At 60.3% G+C, this 24829-nt stretch carries 21 protein-coding genes and 4 pseudogenes; 6 read left to right on the forward strand and 19 right to left on the reverse strand.

All coding sequences use genetic code 11. The annotated features are described in order from the left end of the window. Positions 1 to 13: 13 nt before the first annotated feature. From ABIE28_RS17565 to ABIE28_RS17580, 4 genes are all read right to left on the reverse strand, one after another. A complete protein-coding gene (locus ABIE28_RS17565; RefSeq protein WP_354065170.1) occupies positions 14 to 1048 on the reverse strand; it encodes a transporter substrate-binding domain-containing protein in 1035 nt (344 codons plus the stop codon). Positions 1049 to 1084: 36 nt separating this feature from the next. Beyond that, positions 1085 to 1882, reverse strand: a complete 798-nt coding sequence (locus ABIE28_RS17570; protein WP_354065172.1) for a D-glutamate cyclase family protein — start codon at positions 1880 to 1882, stop codon at positions 1085 to 1087. Further along, complete coding sequence (locus tag ABIE28_RS17575) at positions 1879 to 2310, reverse strand: SRPBCC family protein (protein ID WP_354065174.1); 432 nt, start codon at positions 2308 to 2310, stop codon at positions 1879 to 1881. Before ABIE28_RS17575 ends, ABIE28_RS17570 begins: the two co-directional genes overlap by 4 nt. A gap of 233 nt (positions 2311 to 2543) precedes the next feature. Further along, a complete protein-coding gene (locus ABIE28_RS17580; RefSeq protein WP_354065176.1) occupies positions 2544 to 3194 on the reverse strand; it encodes a GntR family transcriptional regulator in 651 nt (216 codons plus the stop codon). Positions 3195 to 3413: 219 nt separating this feature from the next. On the opposite strand from ABIE28_RS17580, the gene ABIE28_RS17585 reads away from it, so the two are divergent. Continuing rightward, positions 3414 to 4556: an aminotransferase class V-fold PLP-dependent enzyme gene (locus ABIE28_RS17585; protein ID WP_354065178.1), complete on the forward strand. Its 1143-nt coding sequence runs from the start codon at positions 3414 to 3416 to the stop codon at positions 4554 to 4556. 271 nt (positions 4557 to 4827) lie between these two features. Here ABIE28_RS17585 and ABIE28_RS17590 read toward each other — a convergent pair whose 3' ends face one another. The 6 genes and pseudogenes from ABIE28_RS17590 to ABIE28_RS17615 all read right to left on the reverse strand — a co-directional run. After that, positions 4828 to 5868: a hypothetical protein gene (locus ABIE28_RS17590; RefSeq protein ID WP_354065180.1), complete on the reverse strand. Its 1041-nt coding sequence runs from the start codon at positions 5866 to 5868 to the stop codon at positions 4828 to 4830. A gap of 26 nt (positions 5869 to 5894) precedes the next feature. Next, positions 5895 to 6473 (reverse strand): hypothetical protein, encoded by a 579-nt coding sequence (locus tag ABIE28_RS17595; protein ID WP_354065182.1) that lies wholly within the window; start codon positions 6471 to 6473, stop codon positions 5895 to 5897. Positions 6474 to 7726: 1253 nt separating this feature from the next. Beyond that, the gene (locus ABIE28_RS17600) at positions 7727 to 8455 is read right to left on the reverse strand and encodes an SDR family oxidoreductase (RefSeq protein ID WP_354065184.1); all 729 of its coding nucleotides are present in this window, start codon (positions 8453 to 8455) and stop codon (positions 7727 to 7729) included. Between the two features lie 63 nt (positions 8456 to 8518). Next, positions 8519 to 9769 (reverse strand): annotated as a pseudogene (locus ABIE28_RS17605) (sugar ABC transporter permease). Further along, a pseudogene (locus tag ABIE28_RS17610) lies at positions 9766 to 10583 on the reverse strand (ATP-binding cassette domain-containing protein). The pseudogenes ABIE28_RS17605 and ABIE28_RS17610 overlap by 4 nt, the downstream one beginning before the upstream one ends. Before the next feature lie 58 nt (positions 10584 to 10641). After that, a pseudogene (locus tag ABIE28_RS17615) lies at positions 10642 to 11103 on the reverse strand (substrate-binding domain-containing protein); the annotation flags it as partial. 112 nt (positions 11104 to 11215) lie between these two features. Between ABIE28_RS17615 and ABIE28_RS17620 the strand changes: the two are divergent. The 3 genes and pseudogenes from ABIE28_RS17620 to ABIE28_RS17630 all read left to right on the forward strand — a co-directional run bounded on the left by ABIE28_RS17620 (position 11216) and on the right by ABIE28_RS17630 (position 13116). Beyond that, positions 11216 to 11788 carry a substrate-binding domain-containing protein gene (locus ABIE28_RS17620; protein ID WP_354065186.1) on the forward strand — a complete coding sequence of 191 codons (573 nt, stop codon included), beginning with the start codon at positions 11216 to 11218 and terminating at the stop codon, positions 11786 to 11788. A 145-nt stretch (positions 11789 to 11933) separates the two neighbouring features. Beyond that, positions 11934 to 12467, forward strand: coding sequence for a hypothetical protein (locus tag ABIE28_RS17625; protein WP_354065188.1), 534 nt, complete (start codon positions 11934 to 11936; stop codon positions 12465 to 12467). Then, positions 12439 to 13116 (forward strand): annotated as a pseudogene (locus ABIE28_RS17630) (tyrosine-type recombinase/integrase). Before ABIE28_RS17625 ends, ABIE28_RS17630 begins: the two are co-directional and overlap by 29 nt. A 302-nt stretch (positions 13117 to 13418) precedes the next feature. On the opposite strand, the gene ABIE28_RS17635 reads toward ABIE28_RS17630, so the two are convergent. The 6 genes from ABIE28_RS17635 to ABIE28_RS17660 are packed head-to-tail and all read right to left on the reverse strand — an operon-like array spanning position 13419 to position 19409. Beyond that, positions 13419 to 13790 (reverse strand): rhodanese-like domain-containing protein, encoded by a 372-nt coding sequence (locus tag ABIE28_RS17635; protein WP_354065190.1) that lies wholly within the window; start codon positions 13788 to 13790, stop codon positions 13419 to 13421. A gap of 17 nt (positions 13791 to 13807) precedes the next feature. Then, complete coding sequence (locus tag ABIE28_RS17640; protein ID WP_354065192.1) at positions 13808 to 14914, reverse strand: LLM class flavin-dependent oxidoreductase; 1107 nt, start codon at positions 14912 to 14914, stop codon at positions 13808 to 13810. Further along, complete coding sequence (locus tag ABIE28_RS17645) at positions 14904 to 16673, reverse strand: FAD/NAD(P)-binding protein (RefSeq protein WP_354065194.1); 1770 nt, start codon at positions 16671 to 16673, stop codon at positions 14904 to 14906. The genes ABIE28_RS17640 and ABIE28_RS17645 overlap by 11 nt, the downstream gene beginning before the upstream one ends. Before the next feature lie 3 nt (positions 16674 to 16676). Further along, entirely contained in the window at positions 16677 to 17624 is a 948-nt protein-coding gene (locus ABIE28_RS17650; RefSeq protein WP_354065195.1) for a transporter substrate-binding domain-containing protein, read from the reverse strand. 17 nt (positions 17625 to 17641) lie between these two features. Then, positions 17642 to 18442 carry an amino acid ABC transporter ATP-binding protein gene (locus tag ABIE28_RS17655; RefSeq protein WP_354065197.1) on the reverse strand — a complete coding sequence of 267 codons (801 nt, stop codon included), beginning with the start codon at positions 18440 to 18442 and terminating at the stop codon, positions 17642 to 17644. A gap of 1 nt (position 18443) precedes the next feature. Further along, positions 18444 to 19409 carry an amino acid ABC transporter permease gene (locus ABIE28_RS17660; RefSeq protein ID WP_354065199.1) on the reverse strand — a complete coding sequence of 322 codons (966 nt, stop codon included), beginning with the start codon at positions 19407 to 19409 and terminating at the stop codon, positions 18444 to 18446. A gap of 292 nt (positions 19410 to 19701) precedes the next feature. Between ABIE28_RS17660 and ABIE28_RS17665 the strand changes: the two genes are divergently transcribed. Beyond that, entirely contained in the window at positions 19702 to 21066 is a 1365-nt protein-coding gene (locus tag ABIE28_RS17665; protein WP_354065200.1) for an aminotransferase-like domain-containing protein, read from the forward strand. After that, on the forward strand, positions 21059 to 21460 hold the full coding sequence (locus tag ABIE28_RS17670) for a 5-carboxymethyl-2-hydroxymuconate Delta-isomerase (RefSeq protein ID WP_354065202.1): 402 nt from the start codon (positions 21059 to 21061) through the stop codon (positions 21458 to 21460). Before ABIE28_RS17665 ends, ABIE28_RS17670 begins: the two co-directional genes overlap by 8 nt. A 283-nt stretch (positions 21461 to 21743) precedes the next feature. On the opposite strand, the gene ABIE28_RS17675 is transcribed toward ABIE28_RS17670, so the two are convergent. Genes ABIE28_RS17675 through ABIE28_RS17685 form a run of 3 tightly spaced genes read right to left on the reverse strand, consistent with a single transcriptional unit; the run spans position 21744 to position 24814 of the window. Further along, positions 21744 to 23201 (reverse strand): NAD-dependent succinate-semialdehyde dehydrogenase, encoded by a 1458-nt coding sequence (locus ABIE28_RS17675; protein WP_354065204.1) that lies wholly within the window; start codon positions 23199 to 23201, stop codon positions 21744 to 21746. 6 nt (positions 23202 to 23207) lie between these two features. Continuing rightward, positions 23208 to 23819 (reverse strand): DAK2 domain-containing protein, encoded by a 612-nt coding sequence (locus ABIE28_RS17680; RefSeq protein ID WP_354065206.1) that lies wholly within the window; start codon positions 23817 to 23819, stop codon positions 23208 to 23210. Further along, complete coding sequence (locus tag ABIE28_RS17685; protein ID WP_354065208.1) at positions 23819 to 24814, reverse strand: dihydroxyacetone kinase subunit DhaK; 996 nt, start codon at positions 24812 to 24814, stop codon at positions 23819 to 23821. The genes ABIE28_RS17680 and ABIE28_RS17685 overlap by 1 nt, the downstream gene beginning before the upstream one ends. Positions 24815 to 24829: the final 15 nt, after the last annotated feature.

Consider the following 24829-nt stretch of genomic DNA (forward strand, 5'->3'; position numbering starts at 1 on the left):
TCCTTGCTTAGCGTCAACGGACGGGTGGAGCCCATAGCAAACCACCATCATCCGTTAGTCTATTCTTGCCTCGGGTTAGGTTGATCGCCGTATCTGGGCCGAGGTTGGCGTTGTAGACTTCGCCATAATTTCCGACCTGCTTAATCACGTTGTAGGCCCAGTCGGCTTGCAGGCCGATGAGTTGGCCAATATCGCCGCCTTCGCCGAGCAACCGGCGAATATCGCCGTTCTGGCTACTGCGCATTTCATCGACATTCTCGCTGGTGATGCCAAGCTCTTCGGCCTGGATCATCGCGTTGATGGTCCAGAGCACCACGTTGTGCCACTGCGCATCGCGGTCTGAGATAAACGGACCGCTATAGACGGCTGTGTAGATCGGGTCAGCAACAATGTGGTCGTCTGGAATACGCAGGCCCAGACGGAAACCGGCCAGAGCGAACTGGTCCAGTGAGATCACATCACAGCGCCCATCCTGGTAGGCGTTGAGCATGGCGGGCGTATTGTCGAATGCGATGCTCTCGAACTCAAGCCCGCGCTCATTGAAGAACTGCGGTGTCTGGAGTTCGGATGATGTGCCGGATTGGATACAGGCGGTTACGCCATCGAGTTGCTCAGGATCGGTAATGCCGAGTTCCTTTGGGAACATGAAGCCCTGACCGGTAAAAAAGGTTTCGCGCACAAATCGCAATCCCATTCCAGCTTCACGAGACATCTGCGCGGAAAGCTGGACGGCGAGATCCAGTTCACCAACCTGAACCTTGGGCAAGCGCTCGCCGACCGTACCAGCTACATATTCCACCTTGGTGGCATCACCGAACATCGCTGCGGCCAGAGCCGCACAGATGTCGACGCTGAAGCCTTTCCAGCTGCCCGCTTCGTCGGTGTAGGAGAAGCCGGTCCAGGCTGCCTGAACGCCACAGCGTACAACGCCGCGGTCCTGTATTGCGTCGAATATTTCGCCCGCCTGAGTGGGCGCGATGCTCACTCCAACCCCCGCAAGAACGGTGGCCATAATCAGCCGCTTCGATGTCTTTGCCTTATAGAACATGGTAATCCCTCTCCTTGTTCAGCGTATTGCTGTTCCCTATGCTGTGGTTGGCAGTTCCCCTGCCGGTAGATCCGTCACCAACATGTGGCCGGGGAAATGCGTGATCGCGATCGGCGGGGCGGCCTTCGCCAGCGCATAGTGGCTGGTGACGCCACACGGCCAGAACATCGCAACCTCACCCTCACGCAGATCAGTTAGCCCGATCCCCTCGATCGGGTTCGACAGGTCAACTCCAATTGCGGCCGGATCGCCAACATGAACCGGGCCACCGTGGGTCTCGGGGTGCATGGCGGTTATTGCCGCCACGAGATCCACGTCTTCGCGGCGCACCGCCCGCATTGTTACGACCAGCGGCCCCCTAAACGGCCCGACTTCAACTGTTTCAATGGCGCTGACAAAAGCTGAACAGGTCTGACCCGGTGCATGGCAACGCAGCGCTGCCCCTGCTCCAATAACCACTGCCTCAAACCCCAGTGAGCACCCAAGGGCGAACGTGACCATGTCCGCCCGCCAGACATCGCCAACGTCAAACGGATCGTTAGTAACAACGCCGCCTTGCAAAACGCGATATCGAGGAAGGTCAAAGCGAATGTCGATATTGGATCCCAACGATGGGAGCGACGGATCTCCGGGCGCGCCAATCGCAAGCAATGGACAGGCGGCATGATTAGCCTCGACATAGGCTTGGAAATTCTCGGCCCACTGCATCGGCAGGATGGCAATGTTGGCCTGCTGGAAGCCAGCGGCAAGACTGCCAGTTCTGTCACGCATCACGCCTCTACGCATCAAGGTGCGAAGTTCATGGGGCGCGGTGTTAGAGGTCCACAGCGTCATGGACGACTCCGCGAGACCCACTGCGGACAGTGAGCCTGGATGATAAGAATTTCGAGCTCATGGCTACGGCGCAGACGCTCCCAGCGGGCATCGTCCATGTCCGCCCCGCGCTGCGCCAACAATGTCACAGTGACCTCATCGCCGACCTGAGAGACCCGCGCCTGAATACGTGGCTTGCGAACTTCTGCATTACCTAAGTGGTAGTGAACCACGTGCTGGATCCGATCGGCCTCGATGTGTAGCCACGAGCGCGAGCCGTCAAAAATGGAAGTTCCAGTGTAGACACCGTCCAGCCCGTCGCGCTGAAGGTCCATGCAACCCAACGCCCAACGGCCTAGCGCGTCAGGATCGATCATGAAGTCGAACGCGTCTTCTGGCGAGGCGTCAACCTTTACACTGACGCTGTGCGCGAGATCGCCTTCGATCATTAGCCACTCCAAAACCACTGCGGTATACGAGCGTTAGAAATTTGTATTCTTTTCTAAGCATCAACAGTTGCGGAAGGCAAGTGCCACAACGGTTATGATTAGCGCGAAATATCGCCAATCTTGCCATTCTTGCGTGCGATCGCTGATCTTTTGCGCTAGGAGAGGAGTGCCAATATGCGGATATCTGGCGACGATCAGGGCATTCTGGCCTTTAAAAGAATACAATTATTGCATTATGCAGCGTCGCCGTCGTCGGTGAGAGCTACATATGACTGCTCGGCGGCAAGGATGAAACGCAGCATCTCATCCGCCGCAGCAAAGGCGTCGCGCGCTCGGAACGCCGCAAGCATGCGTGCCTGCCCGTCCACAACGACACGCTGGACCGCAGGATCACGCATAGTGCCCATCCGCACACTCTGAACTTGGATGAGATAGCGACTAATGGCTTCGCGCAGCTCGTCACTAGGCACTGCGCCGAGCCAGCCGCTACGTACCAGTTCGCTGGTTCGATAGAGTGCCTGGATGTCCTGCTCCCGGATGGCAATCCGCGCGCCATCGACCGCAACTGCAATCGATTCAATCTGATCTGTCGTCATCGCGATGGTGGCTTGCCCTACCGCCCGTGGTTCGAGCAGGCGTCGAATTTCGAAAATCTCGCGGACGCGTCGCATGGACAGCGCAGGCAACATAAAGCCGCGCGTGGTGGCGACAAGATATCCTTCATGTGTTAGCCGCATCAGCGCATCGCGTACCGGCATGCGAGAAACACCAAGCTCCGCGCCAATGGCGTTATCGATCAGCCTGTCTTCTCGCCCGATTTCGCCTGCTCGAATGCGAGCCAGAAACATTTGATAGATACGCTCGCGGTGGCTCTTGGACGCCATTCAGTTACTCCGCAATCAATAGGTTTTGCAGTTTCGTATACGGAGCCAGTCCGATTTGTCACCCGAGTTGAGCCGTATTTCGCAAAAAACCAACTGGAACGCCGTGAAATCAAGCGATTGAATTCATGGCTTGACGAAAATAAGTATACTTTTTATCCAGTCATGATCGGCGGTGATGGGAAACCATATGCCGGACCTATGCTGGGGAACACGAGAAAAATGACGACGGGCGAGCAAGGCGGTTCGGGCTATTTCCTTTATCACTCCATAGGGCAGTACGCCAACAAAGGCGTAGATCTGGCCGCGGCGATGAGCCGTTATGCGGAAATCTGGGGGCGGCCTGATGATGCACAGTGGCCCTATCTGTTGGGTCAGCAGGCGCGCTTCATTGATTTATGGACAAACCTCATCGGCGCGGAGCCCGGAACGCTGACGGTTGCGCACAACGTGACCGGAGCGCTCTATTCGCTGATCGGTGCTTTGCCGGCCAACCACCTCAAAGGCAAGAAGCTGCTTGTCGCCGGCGATTGCTTTCCAAGCCTGCACTTCCTGCTCAACGGCCTTCAGGCCCGGTTCGGTTTTGACCTGATCACCGTGCCGCTTCGGCCCGGCGCCTATTGGGTCGAAAACGAGGATGTCATCGCGCATTGGGATGATAGTGTAGGTCTTGCCCTGTTGACGCACGCGAGTTCGACCTCTTCCCACCTTTGTGACCTCGAAACTTTGGTCGCACATGCGCGTGCCAAGGGCAGCCTTGTCGGCGTGGATGTCACTCAGTCGATTGGCCTTGTTCCGTACAATGTTTCCACTCCGTTGGTAGATTTTACGGTATCGTCCACGCTGAAATGGCTATGTGGCACATCGGGCGCCGGCGTCATCCAGGTGGCTCGCCCGCTGCTCGAAACTTGCACGCCGGAACTGCGCGGCTGGTTCAGCCAGGCCAATCCATTCTCGTGGGATTTCAATAGGTTTGAATATGCAGGCGATATACGCCGCTTTGACAACGGCACCCCGGCCGCTATCGCCGCACTGGGGAGCAGTCCGGCCCTGGAATGGCATGCACGGCAAGACGCAAAGAAACTGCAGGCGCAAAACCGCGCTATGACCAGCCTGCTCGTCGAAGCTGCCGATGAGTTCCGTATACCTCTAGCATCACCACGTAATCCGGAAGAGCGCGGCGGAAGTATAATGTTGACTCTGCCCGAAGAGATCGACCCACCGTCCCTAATATCGGCTTTGCGGAAAAAAGCGGTCTATGCTGATGTGAGGGGGCGCATTCTTAGGCTGTCCCCCGGCAATATTACGACACCTGATGGCGTGAGTCGGCTCGCAGATCAGTTGAAGGCAGTGTGCAAAGTCTGATTGATAATTGTGGGGTGGCGGCTACCGACGGACTGCCGACTTTCGGCAACTTCAGCTGCAGCGAAACGTTCATCCACAGGGACATGTTGTGACCGAGGCCGCCCTGAACAGGGCGTTCTGATTGAAGGCCCTATCCTACTCGACCGAAGGCGTCTTTTGCCTGGAAACCCAGGGTCAGTTGCGCAGGGCTACAATATTGAGGCTGCCGTCCAGCTGACAGCACTGAGATCGCGCGTCAACGGAGTCTATCTCATCGGGCGTATCTAGCCGTTCATCGAAGCCCGGATTGGTGATTCACGCGATCATGATGATGGTAAGCTGGTGACCATTCCAGAATGCCCTCGGCTTTAATCCACGTGACATGAGCCGCCGAAGAGCCACGCAGGCTCCATGACGCCGCGCCACCGTGAGGTAGCTGCTTGGGCTTGTTGAACACTTTGGCGTCATCAGGTGCCAGTCGAACCGTGGCGCCGGTCGCATTGTTGAAACTGCTTGTCGGTGCGCCGAAGTTTGAAACCGATACCCGCTTGGTATCGCTCACGCCATCGCCATTGGTATCGGCAAAATGGCGGACGTCGAAACTGCCGCCGCTCGCATTAATAAACGCATTCGTGCCGGCCCCATTAAAGTCGACAAAGCCCGTCACCTGGCCCCAGTTGGTCACTCCCACACTACCAGTGTTGGTGGCGAGATCGCCGATGGCACGGTCCGCCCCCGAACCGATAATGCCGCGGTTGAACAGCAGAGCGTTCCTCGCTGTATTAAACAGAACCTCGGCAGATGGAAGCAACACTCCAGGCGCCAGCGTCATGTCCGATTGCCAGCCCCCAGCGACGATAGCACTCGGATCAATGGTAATTTCGGCCCCGGCCGTCACTGATTGCGCAAAAATGCCAACACCGTATTTCCCGGCAGACGTGACTCGTCCGGCATTGGCTACCGTCACTTGCCCTCCGGCATCGAGGCGCGCGCCCACAGACTCTCGCCCAAAGGCAGTGACAGCCGCGTTCGCGGTCACGCCTAACGCAACTGCCCCCGTAGTCTTAGACAGGGCGTTAATGCCATGGGACTGCTCGCCCAGCGTGACGATGCTCGCACGATCCAGAATATCGAACGAAACGAGGCTGGCATGATCCATTTCAGCCGCCGCGCCGTGGCTGCGAAATCCGTCGGCAACGATGCTGCCATTGCCGTTAACTTGAACAGACTGCGTCGAAGTGTTGAGAACATTTCGTTGCCGCAACTCAGCGCCAGCCGAATCGCCAGGACTGGCCGCGCTATTGCCTAGCACTCTGACGCTGCCGGAAACCATTACATGGGTTTCGCCTTGCCCGTCATTCACCGCGCGGGCGCCTCTGTTAAAATCGCCTTGCAAGACAATGTTGGCGGTATCCAGGACGCTAACAGAAACGGCACCAGATGAGCTCGCGTTACCTGTCCACGCCATAATCCATCGTTTTCATTACCGTAAAGAGTTGAGACACCTGCGGCCTCAATTACCGTATCTCCTGCCCCCCGGTTATAGGCAAAGGCACCAGCAGATTCATTCGCGATGAAATCCACCAGTCCTGACCGTTCCTGGCGGACTAAAATATTGCCGCTTGATAAGGTACTATCAATTGCACCCTGCAATCCATAGGCGAGATCAGGCTCGTTCGAATAGATCGATCCGGCGCCTGAAACACGGATACCCCCCAAGCCGTAATGCAACCCATAGATGCAATTTATACTCAAAGGTCCGGCCAGAAAGAACGAGCTCCCCTGCTCCTGCCGGATATCAATGGTTCCAAGTCCGCCCGCAGCACTGACGAAACCAAAAATCGCTGAGGTCTGCTCCTGCCATGGGGAGGACGGATCCACCCGATTCACCCAAATGTCTGCGGCCGATCGGATAGTGGCGTCGCCATTGCCACTCATCGTCACTTTCAAAGCGTCAGATTGATGTCCGGCCGCCTGGCTCCAGGACCACTGACAATCCATCTGCGCTTGAGCCAGACAGGACGACACCCACTTCAACTGGGCCCGCTAACCGATCGACATGCGCCGTGCTATCGAGCGTCAGCAAAAACTGCTCGGTACCAGCGTCGTATGCTATGCCGGTGTCGTAAGAGGTCGGAGCGCCATGCCCATTGCGCCCAAGAAACCGGCAACTACCCAGGACCGGGATTCATGCCAAACCGCCATTTCCTGCCCCCTTCAAATCTAGAACATCAAACCACGACCATTAACAATACGAGAAACGTATCATCTAAACTATTCAAATCCAAGAATTCGCAAGGTTTATCTTCCCATCCAGGGTCGAGGACGATAAAAACCTCATAATTTAACACAAAAAGCCAGAGCGACACCGCTGTTTTGTCAGCTTGCGTGACCTAGGTCACCTCCAGATTTTGGCAACATGCGCCGCAAGAGTCAGATTGAGCAAGCCTGGGCACACAAGATGCAACGACAGCAGTGATAGCGGCAGCGGCCAAAAGAAGCAGTGTGTATCGGGCAATGCCCATGAGAGGCTCCCGTGAGCGATAGGCGGCGTACATAGATATTCCATGCATACAAGTCGGCAAAGACCTATGACTGCTTTCCGGTCAGCTCCTGACCCAATGAACGTCCGATTTGGGGTCGCAAGCCGCCGGGCGGAAACGCGCCCCATTTCAGCCATTGGCGCGGACTCGGCCGTATCCCCAAAGCGGTCGTTCCTGTGACAGACTGGCAATGGCGACAACGGGGGGGAGCGGACGGGCGAGTTCTGGATATGCCTGACACAAAAGCAGACATTGGTGACCGGTAGATTAGAGGCCGTGACCAGCCTGTCCGCTATTGGTGGAACGCCTCTGAAAAATGCACACCCGTAGTGGGATGTCTCCATATTAGGAACATGACGTGAGCCCCCGCCTTCATCCAACCTAGAGCAGAGTCCTTTGGGACTTAACGCGCGGTGTCAGAGCGGCAGTAACGGCGTACGTATATGACTGGCGGCGTCCGACTGCGATCGAGAGATTGGCCGCCCACTAGTACAGCCTCAAAAGCAGACTTTTGATTTCTAGGGGTATCTGCCGACCGAGAATAGAAAATGCATCATTGCCGCCAGGGCACAGATTGGCGCATAGAAACGTTATAGGCATGACTAGCCTGCAGCAGCCATTTCCTGATCTCTGCATTTGGGTCGGACGTCAGAGGTCGTTGCTCTGTGGTAGGATTACGAGGTCGCGGATGGTCACGTTACGAGGCCGTGTCAGCATGAATTTGACGGCAGCGGCAACTTCGCCCGGTTCCATCAGGTCACCAGCCGCCAGGGCGGCGTCGAGTTTGTCTTTGGGCCAGTCGTTGATCAACGCGGTTACCACGGGGCCGGGTGCTATGGCGCCGACACGGATGCCGAAGGGGGCCACCTGCCTGCGCACGGTGCGCACAAATGCCTGAATGGCATGTTTTGAGGCGATGTAGATGGGCTCCCAGACCACAGGCACCAATCCGGCAATCGAGCTGGTCATGATGATGTCGCCGGTCTTGCGTTCGACCATGTGGGGTAACACGGCACGGACCGACCGAAACGCGGCGTTGATATTGAGGTTGAGCATGCGATCCCACTGATCGGGATCACCCTCCACTATCGGCCCGCCGACATAGGAGCCTGCATTGGCATGAAAAATGTCGAGATGTCCGGTCTTGGCGAGGATCTGTGGCAGCATTTCATCGACTTCGGCATGATCGGTCAGGTCGACGACAATAGGAATGGCGCGGTCACCCAGTTCGACGCAGATTGCGCGCAGACGATCTACATCGCGATCTACCAGGGCAACGCGTGCGCCAGCGGTCAAAAGTGTTCTTGCACATTCAAGCCCGATGCCTGAGGCCGCTCCGGTGATGGCGGCGACGCGATTGGACAAGTCTTGGTCCATGGGGTGACTTTCGGTGTGTTTGATGGACAGGCGCCGCCATGCGCCCGCATGCATTAGAGCGGGTCAGGCGCGGCCGTGTGTGACGCGGGATCGTCGGGCGAGAGAGTCTACGATGACGGCAATTGCTAGCACACCGCCGGTGATCATGTAGCGAAGCGAAGAGGAAAGATCGAGCAGGGTCAATCCGCTTGCAATAGACTGGATGACAATGACACCCAGCAGCGCCGAATAAGCGCTGCCGCGGCCGCCAAACAGACTGGTTCCGCCAATGACCGCCGCAGCGATGGCATTGAGATTGACGTCGCCTGTGCCGGCCTGCTGGCTGGCAGAGGCCAGCCGGGAGGCCGCGAGCATGCCGCCAATGGTGGCTAACATGGCGCAGAACACAAAGGCACTGGTGTAGATGGCCTTGACGTTGATGCCGGCGCGACGAGCGGCTTCACGATTGCCGCCAACGGCAGTCATCGACCGCCCCCATTTGGTACGGGTGAGGGCGTAGTTCATGCCGATGACGAACAACACGAACAGGCCGAACATTCATGGCACACCGCGCGAGGTATTGAGGTAAGCGACCGCGAGTTCAAGGGCAACAGTAACGATTGCTGCTGTAAAGAGAACACCGCCGAGAGACTTGGAGGACAGTCCGGCCTCCCGGCGGCGAGTTGCATTGCGATATCCAGAAATAAACATCGCAATGCCAGGGAGAGCAGCAAGGATATGAGCCACTAGCGGTGGCATGGTTGTGGTCTGGCCGAAATTGACCAGTGGCGAACCGTAGGGAAGATTGATCGATCCGGTGCCACCAAGGATGTAAAGCTGGAGGCCAAGTACGGCCAACAGTCCTGCTAGAGTCGCCACAAAGCTTGGCATGCCGAAACGATTGTAGAGCTGAGCATAGAGATAACCTATCAGGGCACCTACAGCGATTGCGGCGACGATGGCGAGCGCCACTGGCCAGCCCTGATTGACCCACAACACGCCGAGCATGGCTGAAGCCAGCCCACTGACCGAGCCAACGGACAGGTCTATTTCGCCGACCATAAGCACTAGCACTATTCCGATCGCGATCACGCCCACTGTTGAGGAATCGAACAGCAGGTTGACGAGGTTTGCGCTCGACAAAAAAGTAGGGTTGAGCGAGGCAAATACCGTCCAGATGACGATAAGCCCGATAACCACCGGCAGAGCGCCAAGATCGCCGGTTCTGATCCGATCAAAGAAGGCGCGGATCGCTCCACCAATGCCGGCCTCATGCTTCAAACGGGTATCGGCGCGATCCAGGAGTTCGCGCTGTTTGTCGACATTGTTGGTCATGGCTGCACTTCTTGGTTTTGGTGGGCCTCGGCCTTTCGGCCGGCACGGCGGGAGACCGAATTGTCCGAGGCGCCGGTAATGGCGCCGACCAGTTCCGCGTTGGTGCATCGGGCGGGAAAGTGCCGTTGTTCTTGCCCAGCCGCAGCACGACCACACGGTCGGCCACGGCGCGAACGTCTTCCATGTTGTGGCTGATCATGACGACGCCCAGACGGCGATCCCGCACCCGCTCGATCAGATTGAGCACCTCGGCAGTCTGGGCGACCCCCAGAGCGGCTGTCGGCTCGTCGAGCAGGATGATCTTAGGGTCGAGCAGCAGCGAACGCGCGATCGCGACTGTCTGGCGCTGTCCCCCCGAAAGCGAGGCCACGGCTTCGCGCACGCTGGGAATGCGGGCGGATAATTCATTCAGCAATTTCCAGGAGCGGAGCTCCATTTCAACCTCGTCAAGCTGCAGTGGTCGCAGTTCTTTACCGAGGAAGATATTGGCGACCACATCGAGATTTTCGCACAGCGCCAGATCCTGAAAGACCGTCGCAATGCCAATGCCCAACGCGTCGCTGGGCGTCGCCAGAGTCACATCCTGACCGTGCACGTTGATGGTGCCGGATGTTGGGCGGTGCACGCCGGACAAAATCTTGACCAGGGTCGATTTACCGGCACCGTTGTCACCGACAAGAGCAACCACTTCGCCAGCATGAACATCAAGGTCGATATTCGTCAGCGCAGATACGGCGCCAAAATTTTTGCAGATGCCGCGCAAGCTGAGGATCAGCTCTCCAGGCTTGGCGATGTCGCGCGCAGTATCGGTCATGGTGTACAACCTTCATATCAGAGGGGTGCCCGGCTCCACCGGAGCCGGGCCGTGGCGGTTACTGCGTGATGCCAAGCGTCTTGCAGCCATCGGCATAGCGATCAACGCACAGGACGTCGGCGCTCACGATGCCCTTGTCGATAATCTCTGCCTTGAGGTTGTCGGCAGTCACAACTGCTGGGACAAAGAGCTGGCTAGGCGTGTTGTAGAGAGTGGTCTGTGCGACAGGGGGCTCGCCTTTGAGCAGTTGTACGGCAACATCGGCGGCCGCCGCTGCCACGATCTCGCTTGGCTTGGAGATGGTGTTGTACTGGTCACCCGCAATGATCAATTGCAGCGCCGCAATTGTCGCGTCATTGCCGCTCACCGGAGGAACCGGATCGACACCTGCGGCCTTGAACGCTGCAATCGCGCCACCTCCGGTGCCGTCATTGGCTGCCACCACACCGATGATCTGGGCGCCGAAACGCGAGATCTGGCCGCTGGCCCACTGCTGGGCGAGAGGTGGCGCCCAATCTGGCAAGACTCTGATCAGTTACCGCGTCGAGTCGTTGCTCATCACCGGCGCCACGGACCCCGACGCAGTCGGAGCCGTATGCCGCGCGGCCCGCGTTCGGCATATCAATGTCGATTTGCCCGGCAATGTCGCGCCGTCAGTTATCAGCGACAACCGTTGGGGCGCGACAGAGCTCACGCTTACCGTGTTGGATGACCTTGCCGCAAAGCACATCGAGCACCCACTCGTTCACTTCATTGGCGGCGTGGCCAGTGACAATTCAACCGCCATGCGTATCAGCGGGTTCCGTCAGGCGATGGTATCACGAGGCCAAGCGGTCAATGACGAACAGATCGACGCCTCTGGTTATGCCCCTGAACTGGCCGAGGCATCTATCCGCTCGCTCTACCAGCGCCTGGGCAAGTTGCCCGACGGACTGATAGTCAACTCCACTATTGCGTTTGAAGGCATAGTGCGGTTTTTCCGCACCCTTCCCCGCGAGATGCTGCATTCGATCGTGGTTGGCTGCTACGACTGGGACCCGTTCGCTGCACTGGTCGAATTTCCGCTGACCATGGTGCGCCAAGACGTCGATGCCATGGTGGCGAAAGCGTTCGAAATGCTCGATGGCGAAAAAATGGTCGCTGGCAAGATCGAGCTCATAAGACCGAAATTGGTCAGGTCGGTTGGCGCGGGGCATTCTGGCTGAGATGATCGCGCTAAGCTGACCGTTTGGAAAGACGTCGCGCTCGCGCTTCGCCAAGTAACTCGTTGCATCAACAGGAACTGGGGCAGTCAAATGTTGTGGGCACTGTCATCGTCCACCGAACGAACATCCCAGACCGGAGTGGAATATGGGCCTGATCGGGCAGTGGATGCGCGTCAGAATATCAGCGCGCAACCAACACCGAGCCGGCCTCCCAAGCCGGATAAAATACAAGATCCGTACCAGAACGCAGTCCAACGGCAATCCCAACGACGCAGAAATTCTATATCGAAGCCACGCACCAGCAACACGTGTTATTGACGTTATCCAATGCGGCTTTCGGCGCGGCACTGTCCAAAATAACATCTTCATGGCCTGCTGCCGATGTCAGCACGACTCCTGCGTGGACGTAAAGCGACCCATCCGTTTCCACCCCAATCTGGTGTTGCTCTTGCAGGACAACGATGATCACATTTGGGAAATCGAAGACGTTTATCGAACGGCGGGAATGGGGCGCGTTGCGGCTGTTGCCCAGCCGCGAAGGAATGGCAGCTTTTGGCATTTCGAGCGGAGGGCTGGAATGACCGAGATGGGGTCGACTGCTGCCGCTCGTGACGTTGCCATAATCGTTTCACTGTCGGCCGTTTTGGCCAATGGAGAAATATTATGGATCACAGTATGATCCTGCTGCAGCAGGAAAGCCCGCCTGGAATGCCGGCAGACAGGTTGGCGCTAAACGCGCTTTCAAGGTTCGCCAGATTTGGTCCATCCGCTTCTTTCTTGATCGTGAAGGACGGATGCGAGATCGAGCGCTCTTCGACCTTGCGATCGACAGCAAGTTGCGCAGATGAGATCTCGTGAAGATCAAGATTCGGACCCTTGTCTCCAGTCCAATGATCCGTACGAGGTCCATGGTGGTTCAGCAGAAGACGGGACGACCAGCTCAGTTTGAAATTACGGCAGACGCACGAGGCAGTCTGCTTGCTTGGCTGGAACGGCGAGGCGGCACCGTCGAAGACTTTGCTTTTCCCAGCCGCGCAAATCCTGACGCACATTTGAGCACCCGCCAGTTTGCGCGCTTGGTCGATGAGTGGGTAACTGCCATAGGACTGCCTTCAGAAGAATACGCTACCCACTCGCTTCGACGCACCAAGGCTTCCCTGATCTACAAGGCCACAGGCAATCTTAGAGCGATCCAGATTCTGCTCGGCCACAGCAAAATCGAGAACACGGTAAGGTACCTGGGCGTGGACGTGGACGTGGACGTGGACGTGGACGTGGACGTGGACGTGGATGATGCCCTTTCTCTGTCGGAAGCTACCGAAATCTGAAGGATGCGACTTCGCCGGCGATCGCAGAGGGTCGCCGGCGAAGCGCCCCATTCCAGCCGTTCAGTCCACCTTCCAGTTTTCCTGAGAGCGGACATCATCGTGAGACGACATGTACGACAATCAGTTAGTTCTCGGACTGTCCGCGTCCACGGAGTACGTCGGGGACCGGAATTCCTTAGCGTCGACACCCGTCACTGCCGTTCGTCCACGCCGAATTTCAGACCGCCTGCGCGACCCTTTTCCAGGGCCGCGAATCGCGTTTGGCTTGGCATTGCGTTTCGCAAAACCCCGTCAGTTTACCGCTAACTGGCGACGGAGACTGTCTTGATGCCGGCAGCCGAGAGAGCACGAAAGCCGCCGGCGACATCGTGCACGTCGCCTTCTCCGGCCGCTTCCAGCGCGGCAAGGGCGCCGGCCGAGCCGCGTTCGCTCATGCAGAACAGAACCACCTTGCGCTGCTGCCCCTCGGCGGCACGCACCGATTGCACATAGTCGACCACTTTGGTCCTGTCGAGCGGAACGGCACCGGGCACGAGGCCGAATTCCTCGCGGCGCTGATCGCTGCGCACGTCGATCGCCAGCGCGCCTTCGTCAAAAAGCTTGATCGCGCCTTCGGCATCGATGCGCAGGTGCTTGGTCTGCAAGATCAGTTCGTCGGCATCAGGATTGTGCATATTCGTTTTCCTTGGTGTTAGCTGGCGACAGCCAGGGTTTCCTTGCGCTCGGCCTCGGCCCGGAGGCGCGGCACGACGTGCTGGCCGAAGGCGATCGAGTCGTTGAGGGTGTCGAACCCGCGCACGTGAAATATCCGGACGCCGATGTCGTAGTAGTCGAGCAGCGCGGCGGTGATGGTTTCGGGCGAACCGACAAGGGCAATGGCATTGCCGCCACCGCTGGCCTCGGTGGTGTTGTGCACAAGCCCTGCCCGGTCATGCCGCGTGCCCCGGTCACCGATCCGCTGTAGGCGCTTGGATCCCTCGTTTTCGGGGGATGACGGGCGGGCGCGGCTGTCGGCCGGCGCTGCGCTGCGCAGGGTGTCTGCGCGGGCGATCAGCTGCTCGGCGCGTTCCCAGGCCAGATCATCGGTGTCGGCGATGACGAAGCGGAAGAAGGCCTGGATGCGCGGCAGATCGCCACTGCTGCGTCCGGCATTGCGGGCCGCGGCATGAACGGCTTTTATCTGTTCAACGGTGCCGGCCAGATGCTCGGCCCAGAGCGCGTAAATGTCGGCTTCCGCACCGCCTACCGCATAGGCTTCGGGCGACGAACCGCCAAAGGAGATCAACGGGCGCGGACGCCGCGACGAGTGCACCTTGGCGAGGAAATCGTCGATCTGGTAAAACTGGCCGCGATGACTGAAGGGCTCGGTACTGGTCCAGACGCGTTTCAGGATCTGGATATATTCCTGCGTCCTGACATAGCGATCCGCCTTGGAAAAGGTGTCGCCTTCGCGGATCTGGTCCTGGTCATTGCCGCCGGTGATGAAGTGAATACACAGCCTGCCGTCGCTGACCTGGTCGAGCGTCGCGAATTGCTGGGCCGCATAGGTGGGGGCGGACACGTTGGGCCGGTGGGCGAGCAGTATGCCGAGGCGGTCGAACTTGGCGGCGAACCATGCGGCAGAAGCGACGGGATCGCGCCCGCCCGAGCCATACGCGAAGAGCACCCGGTCGAAACCGGCATCCTCGTGAACGCGGGCAAGCCGGAGGAAATGTTCCTTGTCAAAGGCATCCCCGGCATTGTGATTGGTTTCGTCGCCGCTATTGGGGCGCGCCATTCCCACGAATTCAATTGGCATGGTGGAGGTTCTCCGTCGAAGGGGTGAAATGGGGTTGGACACGGCTAGCGAGACCGTCGAGAACCGCCCTTGCGGCGCGATCGGTCATCCGCAGGAAACGGCTATTGGTGCCGGCCAGAGGCGCGATCACCGGCACCCATTCCTGCGGCGCGATCACCTGACCGAGGGCATAGCACCTGCCAACGGGACGCTGATCGGGGCCGAGGACATCGAAACTGACCGGATCGATGGCCAGGGCAGGACCGCCGACGAGCGTGCTGTGCAGAGAGAAAATCTTCCGCCCTGCCTGGCGCGCGATCAGCCCGTCCGCATCCGGCGTGGCGGAGGCCGGAAGCCAGGCATCGATCAGCACACCGGCATTCCATATGCGTGCGGGCAAACGGGGTGAGGAAACGGCAAAGCCGTCGTCTTCTACCGTGACCGACATTTCGGGGCCGGCGAAGTCGACAATGCCGGCGTGGTGCAAGGCCAGAAGCTGGGCGATGCGATGGGCGGGGGGGCCCGAGATGGAAAAATCCAGCAGTTCCCGCACCTGGGCAAGCGCCGGTCCATGGGTCCGCGCGCTGACCCGCCGCAGTGAGAGCTGTTCGCGAATGGTGGAGCGGGCGAGACGCATGGCGCTTTGCAGCCGGCGGAAGGTCGACGACAGATCCAATGCATCGGCAAGGTCGGCGCGCAGATGCTGCTCGACGGCCTCGTTCAGCGCGGCTTGATCGACAAAGGCCTCGTCGCCAAGCGGGTTCGAACATGCCTCCAGCAAAGCCATGGCGTCAGTGGTGTCGTTGCGGCCGGAGGCTGCCAGAAGTTCTGCAGCGATGAGCGGCCAGAGATCGGTTTCGAAGTCGATCCTGTCCAACCCGGCCAGCGCCTCGACCACGGTGCTGGTGAGCACGGAAGGCTGGTAACGTTCATCCGGTTGCGGGCCACGGCCCCGATACGGCAGGCCCCGGCGCGACCCGAGGAGCAGGTGCGGCTCGTTTCCGGAGCACAGGTAGTTGAGTTCGCCCCTCGCGTCGGTCGCGAAACGGCCGCCGCGTCCTTCGGTGAGGAGGGCAATATAGTCGAAGGCGCAAAGCCCCATGCCGCGAATGACGACCGTCTCGTGTGGAGCAATTTCGCCAAGCTCGGCATCGCTGGCATTGCGCGAGGGGATGTGAAGGGGTTGGCCGGGCACGCGCATGGGCCGCCGCCGTGGCAGCGGATGGCCGAGCGCCAGGATGACGCTAGTGACGTTGTCGAGCGCGGAGCCATCCGACAATGCAACGCTCCAGCCGTTGCCGTCGGGCTCCATGTCCACCGCCTCGGCGCGGGCATGGCGGACCGTGATATCAGGCGGGAGCGAGCGGATCAGTTCGTCATAGGCCCCGTGGAGGTAGTGCCCGTAGAGCACGCGAGGCGCGAAGGACTGGTCCTCGATAGCCTGCGCCAGCCGCCTGACATCCTCCGGAAGATGGTCAAGGCCTGGCGCAATGGTTCGCGACCATTGCGCCAGACTTGGTCCGGGCAGGATCGGCCCATGGATCTTCACCGAGGGGTCGGTATAGATCGTGCACGACCCTGCCGGGGTGTTCATCAGCACAAACGGGCTCTGGTCGCGCCGCCAGACCTGGCCGGGGCCGGGCCATTGCGGATCGACGACGACGATCTCCACACCGGCAAGCCGCGTCGCCTCATGGGGCGCAGTCTGCAGGTTGGCCACCAGCCGCTCGAGAACCGAGAAGCCGCGTGGTCCGGCGCCGATGATCACGACCAGAGCCATCTGTTACTGAGCCGCCTTGGGGGTCGCCCACCAGCGCGAATCCTGGCCGCCATTGATCTGCGGATTGGCCTCGTAGAGCGGCTGGAATTCCCACTTTTCGATCAGCTCGTCATAATAGCCGATCTCGTGCAGGTGCTTGACCGCGCCGAGCACGGCGTCCTGGACATCGGTGCGGTCGTTCTTGGCGATGAGGCCCATGCCGACCCAGCCGATTTCCGGCGCGACAATGGCGTGGATAGGCTCGTCGACCACTTCCTGGAAGTACTTCTGCTGGCCATAGCTCTGGAAGTAGACGTCGATCTGTCCGGACTTGAGTGCGAGCAGGCCATTGACGCCCTCGGCGACCTGCACCCGCTCGGCGAGCGGCAGGCCCTTTTCTTCGCAGATGGCGTTGAGCGCACCGGCATAGTCAAAATTGCCGCCGGTCTGGATGGTCTTGAGGCCGCAGGCGTCCGAGACCTCTTCGACGCCATGCGGGTTTTCCGCCGGCACGATGATGCCGAAGATGTTGCGCAGGTAGGTGATGTTGGTCACCGTTTCCTGGCGCGCTTCGAGATTAGCGAAGAAACCAACGCCGATATCGTAGCGGTTGGCGTTGACGCCGAGGACGGTCTGTTCGTTGGTGATCGGCTCGAGCACGATGTCGAGGCCGAGGACGGTGGCAATGCCGCGCACCAGGTCTGCCTCGAAGCCGGTCCAGTCCTTGGTGCCTTCGGGGAAGAAGGCATAGGGCGGTGCATCCCAGCGCCCGCCAACCAGCAGCGTGCCGCGATCGCGGATTTCGGCCGGCAGCAGCGCGCGCAGCTCTTCGGATGGCTCGGCATCGGGGGTGCTCAATTCATATTTGAGCACTTCATAGCTCTGGGCGAGCGCACTGCCCGCCGTCAAGGCGAGGGTCGTGCAGACCGCTGCCGCACGGAGGGGCGCGCGGGGAGAAGAGGAGCGACGCATTTGCAGATGTCCTTGGATCAAGTGGAGGTTGAATGGGCGACGAAAGCCGCGGTGCGCGGGTTTCGAGGAGAGCGGAAAATTTGTTCGGCCGTGCCGGCTTCGACCACCCTGCCCCTTTCGAGCAGGACGACCATGTCGGCGACGTCGCGGGCGAAATCGAGCTCGTGGGTGACCACGACCATGGTCGTGCCGTCGGCGGACAGGTCTCGCACGACCTTGCCCACTTCGAGCGCCAGTTCGGGATCGAGCGCGCTGGTCACTTCGTCGAAGAGGATGACCGACGGATCCATGGCGAGGGCCCGGGCGATGGCAACGCGCTGCTGCTGGCCACCCGACAATTCGCCGGGAAAAGCCTGGGCGCGATCGGCGAGTTCGACCCGCCGCAGATGGCCCATCGCCTTTTCCACCGCCTCGTCACGGCTGCGCCCGAGCACCAGCTGCTGGGCCTCGGTAACATTGTCGAGCACGGTGCGGTGCGGGAAGAGGTTGAACTGCTGGAAGACGATGCCGATATGCCGCCGCAATTGCGACGCCTCGCGCTCGGTCCAGGGCCGCGCCCCGCCCGCCGACCCGACCTCACCGACAGCAATGTCACCGACCTTGACCCTGCCACCCTCGAAATCGACGAGACCGTTGATGCAGCGCAGCAGCGTGCTCTTGCCCGAGCCGGACGGTCCGATCAGGGCGCAGACGGAACCAGCCTCGATGCTGACCGAAACGTCGTCGAGCACCAGCGTGTTGTTGTAGACCTTGGACACCCGCGAGATGTCGATGGGCCAGGCAGTGGGCTGCGAAAGGGATAGTACCGGAGCGCTCATCTTATGCCCCCCGCTCGACGGTGCCACGCGACGTGCGGCGCAGCGGTCTCAGCAGCAGATCGAGCAGGCGCGCCCGCTCGTTTCTGGCCGCCGAGCTGCGTCCAAACTTGGCTTCGATGGCATAGAAGAGCACGGTCGCGCCGATGGTGAGCACGAGGTACCAGCCCGAGGCCACGAGCAGCAGCGGCACGATGCGATAATTGAGCTGGTAGATGTGCTGCGCCGTCGTCAGCAGGTCGCCACCGCCGATGACGGCGACGAGGCTGGTGGACTTGATTTGCCCGACAAAGGCATTGCCGGTAGGCGGCAGCATGACCGGCACCGCCTGCGGCAGCACGACCCGCAATTGCGCTTGGCGCGATGTCATCCCAAGGCCACGCGCCGCTGCCACCTGTTCGTCCGGCACCGAAACCAGCCCGGCCCGCACGATCTCGGACATATAGGCCGCTTCCTGGAGGCCAAGGGCGAGGATCGCGGCGCTGACGCCATTGATGACATTGTTGGCCGGAATGCCCCAGCCGATATCGGTAAAAGGAATCCAGAAGCCGAGGACCGGCCAGAAGGCGCCGATATTGTACCAGAGCAAGAGCTGGACGAGCATGGGCACGGAGCGGAACAGCGCCACATAGCCGCGCGAAAAAGTCTGAAGGCCGGGGCTCCTGCTGCGCTCCATGAGCGCCAGTATCACGCCGATGACCACGGCAACGGCCATGCTGACGATAGCCAGCCAGATGGTGAGCCAGACGCCCTGCAGGATGGAGGGATGGAAGAAGTAGGCGCGGAAATGTTCCCAGCCGAAATTCTGGTTGGTGAGCACCTGCCAGATCGCCCAGAACAGCACGGACAGAGCCAGAGCGCGCAACAGCCAGACACGGACCTGGCGTTGTGCGGGCTGACGCAGCACGCGTGGCGCAGCGATCACCCCTAGCTTTGGCTGAACATTTTCGGTCGAAGCCGAGATGAACATAGATGCGTTCCCCGCTATCCCGCCCGATCACGAGCTCGATGGCAAAAACTCCGAAACCCTCAGCGAGAGCTCAGCAAGAAAGCCCAAATCTTGCGTGACAAGGGCTGATTGACGGAGGCTAAACTGTGGCCTACAGCTTGTTTGGTCAACGCGACTAGACTGAACATAAATGACCATATATCCCGCAAGTGTGGTTTTTGGTCCAACGTAGCTGACGCAAGGCCGCCTTTAGACTACACATTCTGTAGGCTTACTATTTTTTGGATGATTTTTTCTGTGAGGCGCAGGCGACATGCAGCAAAACGGTGGCGACGTCCCGGATGTGGTGGCGGCAGACTGGCTGACGCAGCGCTGGTCCAGCCGGGGCAAGCAGGGCATTGCCGAAAGCATGGTGGCGCTGATCCGCCAGGGCACGCTGCGCGTCGGCACCCGCCTGCCCACCGTCCGCGACATTGCCGAAGTTGGCGGCATCAGCCAGGGCACAGTGGCCGCTGCCTGGAACAGTCTTCGCCTCCAGGGTTATGTCGAAACCCATCGCCGGGGCGGTACTTTCGTGCGGCTGCCGAGCCAGGGCGATTCCGCGCCGCAACCGGCAGAGCGGGGGTGGAATTTTGCCTCCACAGAGTCCGACACCTCCTTCCAGCCGGCGCTGGAAGGGGCGCTGATGCAGGGCCTCGCCGTGCAGTCGCTGCATAGCCCGCGGGCCGAGCATATCATCGAGCCGCTGGTTGCCGCCGTCGGCCCCACATGGCCCTTCAAGCCGGAGGCATGGACCACGGCAGGCGGCGTTTCGGAAGGCATCCTGCTGGCCATCCTCGCTGCCTGCGACGCGGGCCAGACCATAGCCGTGGAATCACCCACAAGCCCCCGGATCATCCGCATGCTGTCGCTGGCCGGCGCGCGGACGGTTGCCGTGGGCTGGGACCGAGATGGCCCGCGCATCGACGACATGCACCGCGCCATCAGCCAGGGCGCGAAGGTGTTCCTCTACCAGCCCCGCTGCCACTTTCCGCTGGCCCGCACGGTCACTCATACGCGCCTCGGCGAACTCGCCGACCTGCTGGGACGGCATGACCATGTGCTGGTGATCGAGGACGATGGTTTTGGTCCCCTGGCCGGGCCGGAGCAGACCAGTCTCGGCCCTTTGCTGGCTGGGCGGGTGATCCTCAGCCGGGCCTATTGCAAGGCCTATGGCATCGACCTCAGGGTCAGCATCCTGGGTGGGCCAGCCACCCTCATCAAAAAGATCCGCCTGAACCGCTCCTTCGGAACAGCCATGACCAGCCGTATCCTGCAAGGGACGGTGGCCGCGCTGCTCGAGAGCCGCCCAGTGGGCAATCTCATCCAGCGGGCGCGGACCGAGTATGCCAGGCGCCGGCAGATGTTTGCCGACGCCCTCTCCCGCCGCGGCTTTGCCATCGAGGGCAATTCCGGATTTTCGATCTGGTTGCCCGTGGCTGCGGGCGACGCCTTGGTGCTGCGGCTCAATGCCCGGGGCATCATGGTGACGCCGGGCAGCAGTTGCACCCTGGATGGGCGGTTAACCCATATCTGCCTCGCCACCAACCGGCTGTCGCTGGGCAGGCCCGAGATCGAGCGGCTCGCCGACGCCATCCAGGAAGCCGCTTTCGACCGCAGCATCGAGGGATATGCCTGATGCGCGCATCCTGTTTTCCGACCACAAGGAAGTAGCCGTGCCCCACGTCATCATCGAACTCAGCCGCAATGTCGCCGACCGCGTGGATCTCGCGGCGACAGTCCAAAGCGTCCACGACGCCCTGTGCGAAACCGGCAAACTGCCGGTCAGTGCCATCAAGTCGCGCCTCGTCATCCATGATCATTTCGCGGTCGGGCGCGACATGTCCGGAGGTTTCGCCACTGCCCTGGTCCGAATCCAGCCAGGACGCCCGCTGGAGATAGAACAGGAGATCGGGAAAGCCGCTTTCGATGCACTTGCCGGCGCCTTCGCAGTCGTTGAAGACTTTCCCGTCAGTGTTTCGGTCGATGTCCAACTCATCAACCGCGAAGCTTCTTTCAGTAAGGCTGGATAACCCCGAGGTCGCTCTCCGAGACCAAGGTGCATGTCTGATTTATATCAATCAGGCGGAGCATATCTGCCAAATGACTATAGCGCCCATTTCATTCTTTCAAAACCTTCTAAGATAATCCTGAAAGCTGCCGTTCGCTGCCGCGAATCGTCGTCGACCCTGCGGCTGTATCTTGGCAGTTGCGTCGCCGGATATAATCCGCCTAGGGGCATCATTGGAGTGAACAACCGGTTACCCAACGTGCCTTGGCCAGTGATCTATTTCATCGCCAAAGATGAGCCCCGCGTTAGCCGTTGAGGCCGCCGATGCTCAAGTATTTTGTTTCAAGATACTCAGCGATGCCGTATTTGCTGCCTTCACGGCCGACGCCGGACTGCTTGAGGCCGCCAAAAGGCGCCACTTCTGTGGTCACGAGGCCTTCGTTGACGCCGATAATGCCGTATTCGAGCCGGCGCGAGACGCGGAAGGTGCGGCCAAGATCCGCGGTGTAGAAGTAGCAAGCGAGACCATATTCGGTAGCGTTGGCCTGCTCGATCACTTCTGCTTCCGTGTCAAAACGGAAGATAGGCGCCACAGGTCCGAAAATCTCGTCACTGGCAAAGGGCATGTCGGGTGTGGCGCCTGTGACAATAGTAGGCTGGAAGAACGTGCCGCCCAACGCATGGCGCTTGCCTCCAAGGGCGATCTCACCGCCTTTGGCGACCGCATCGGCGAGCATGGCCTCGACGGTCTCGACAGCCTTGCTGTCGATCAGCGGCCCCTGAGCCACGCCGTCCTCAAAGCCAGACCCGACGCGCAGGGCACGCGTGGCCTCTACAAATTTTGCGACGAACTGGTCGTGAATCCCGGACTGGACATAGAAGCGGTTGGTGCAAACGCAGGTCTGGCCTGAATTGCGGTATTTAGAGGCAATGGCGCCCTCGACTGCACGATCAAGGTTGGCGTCGTCGAAGACGATGAAGGGCGCATTGCCGCCCAATTCCATCGAGACCTTTTTGACGGTAGCTGCCGCCTGGGTCATCAGCAGCTTGCCCACATCGGTCGAGCCGGTGAAGGTGATCTTGCGGACGAGGGGATGGCTGGTGAGCACGCCGCCGATGGCTGACGCAGAACCGGTGAGGATATTGACGGAGCCGTTGGGGAAGCCGGCGTCCTCACACAATTGCGCCCAGGCCAGACCCGAATAGGGGGTTTGGGTTGCCGGCTTGATGACCAGTGTGCAACCGGCGGCGAGAGCCGGGCCAATCTTGCGGGCCAGCATGGAAGAGGGAAAGTTCCAGGGCGTGATCGCTGCGACCACTCCCACTGGATCATGGGTCACCAGTATCTGCCGACCCCGCCACGGGGAGGGAATGATGTCACCATAGGTGCGGCGCGCCTCCTCGGCGAACCAGAGGATATATTTGGCGCTCATGTCGATTTCGCCCCGCGCCTCGGCGAGGGGCTTGCCCTGTTCGAGCGTCAGCAGCTGGGCCAGGGGTTCACGGCGTTCAACGATGAGCGCGTGAAGCTTGCGCATCATGGCGGCACGATCTTCGCTGGTGGTATAGCCGAAACTGCGGAAGGCGGCATGAGCTGCCTCGATCGCGCGGGTGGTTTCAATGGCACCGGCATTGGCGATGGTGCCGATCACCTTGCCACTGGCCGGATCGGTCACGTCCAGCGTCGAACCAGAGTCTGCGTCACACCATTCGCCATCGATATAGAGTTTCTGGCGCAAAAGCTGGGTGCTCAAGTCTGACATGGTCGTTCAATCCAATTGGTCGGTGGTGGAGAGGTCGCGGGCCAAAAGGGCAAAGGCGAGCATGCCGGGATCGTCGACCCCGATCGTTGCGTCGCCGAACATGCGGGCCCGGCCGATGCGGTTCGGCTTGTCACGGAACTGTTCTAGTGCCGCTTGGGCCGCTTGAGCCACTGCTTCACGTGGATTGGCGGCGCCCGACAGGGCTCGGGCGGCGGCGTCGACGGCGTCGAGCACAGTCTTGTCGCCGAGGTTGGCACCGCCGCGGATCATCATGGCGTCGCGCGCCTTGCCGACGAGGTCCGATAGCGCCGACTGGTCGATCTCGGGTCGCCCCTTGGTTTCGCGGCTGATGGTCAGGAGCGCCGTTGCCAGTAGGGTACCAAGGCTTGAACCGGTGGCCGAGGCGGCTGCACGGGCCAGCTGGCCGAGCGCTGCACCGGGATCGGCGGCGGTGGAGAGATCCTGCTCGGCCATCTTGCCGATCACGCGGGCCAGCATGCCGCCCGTGTCGCCATCGCCCAGGCGAGAATCGGCGGCATTGAGAGCCTGTTCATGCTGCTTGATAGAGATTGCCGCGTCGGCCATGACCCGACTGATGCTCTCTACGGTAATAGACATCAGCGCACCTTCCAGAACGGACAATCGGCGGGCGCGGCAAGCAGCTGGCGCAAGTCTTCGTCGAGAAAGCAGAGGCTGATCGAGGCGCCGGCCATTTCCATCGAGGTCGCGAAGTGGCCCACAAGCGGCTGAACGATGGTCAGTCCGGTTGTCGAAAGGCGCGACGCCGCACGACGATAGAGGATGAACAGTTCCTCGAGCGGGGTAGCGCCCAAGCTATTGACCAGCACTGTAACCGTGTTGCCCGATCCCTCGGGACGGTCGGCCAGCAGGCGCTCGATCATTTCATCGACAATGGTATCGGCCGGTTTGAGCGTGTCACGCCAGATGCCAGGCTCGCCGTGAATGCCCATCCCCATTTCGATTTCGTCTTCGCCCAAGATAAACGACGGCTGAGCCGAACCAGGTACCTGGCACGGCGCCAGGGCCACGCCGATGGTGCGGGTGGCTTCGACTGTCCGACGTGCGGTAGCGGTTACCTCGGCCAGAGAACCGCCTGCCTCCGCGTGGGCGCCGGCGGTCTTGTAGGCGTAGATGAGGCCGGCAACGCCGCGGCGCTTGCTGCGCTCGGCCGGGCTTGCGCTGGCGATGTCGTCATTGCCCAGTACGGTGGTGGATTGGATGTCGTCTTCGAGGAACTCGCCAGCCATGTCGAAATTCATCCTGTCGCCACCGTAATTGCCATAGAGGCGCAGAATGCCCGCGCCGCCGTTGGCGGCGTGCATCGCCTCCATGCAGGAGTCGACTGTCGGGCCCTCGAACACATTGCCGATCGAGCAACTGTCGAGCAGGCCCTGTCCGACATAGCCGGTAAAGAGCGGCAAATGGCCCGAACCGCCGCCAGAGACGACGCCGACCTTGCCGGAGCGAGGAGGCGCGGCGCGGCGGATGACGCGACCATTCGAACACTCGCGCACCAGCTCCGGATTTGCCAGGACAAGTCCGTCGAGCATCTCGTCGACGAAATTGGCCGGGTCGTTCATCAATTTCTTCATCGTTCGCGTCCTCCC

It is taken from the genome of Devosia sp. 2618, from assembly GCF_040546815.1.
GTDB lineage: Bacteria > Pseudomonadota > Alphaproteobacteria > Rhizobiales > Devosiaceae > Devosia.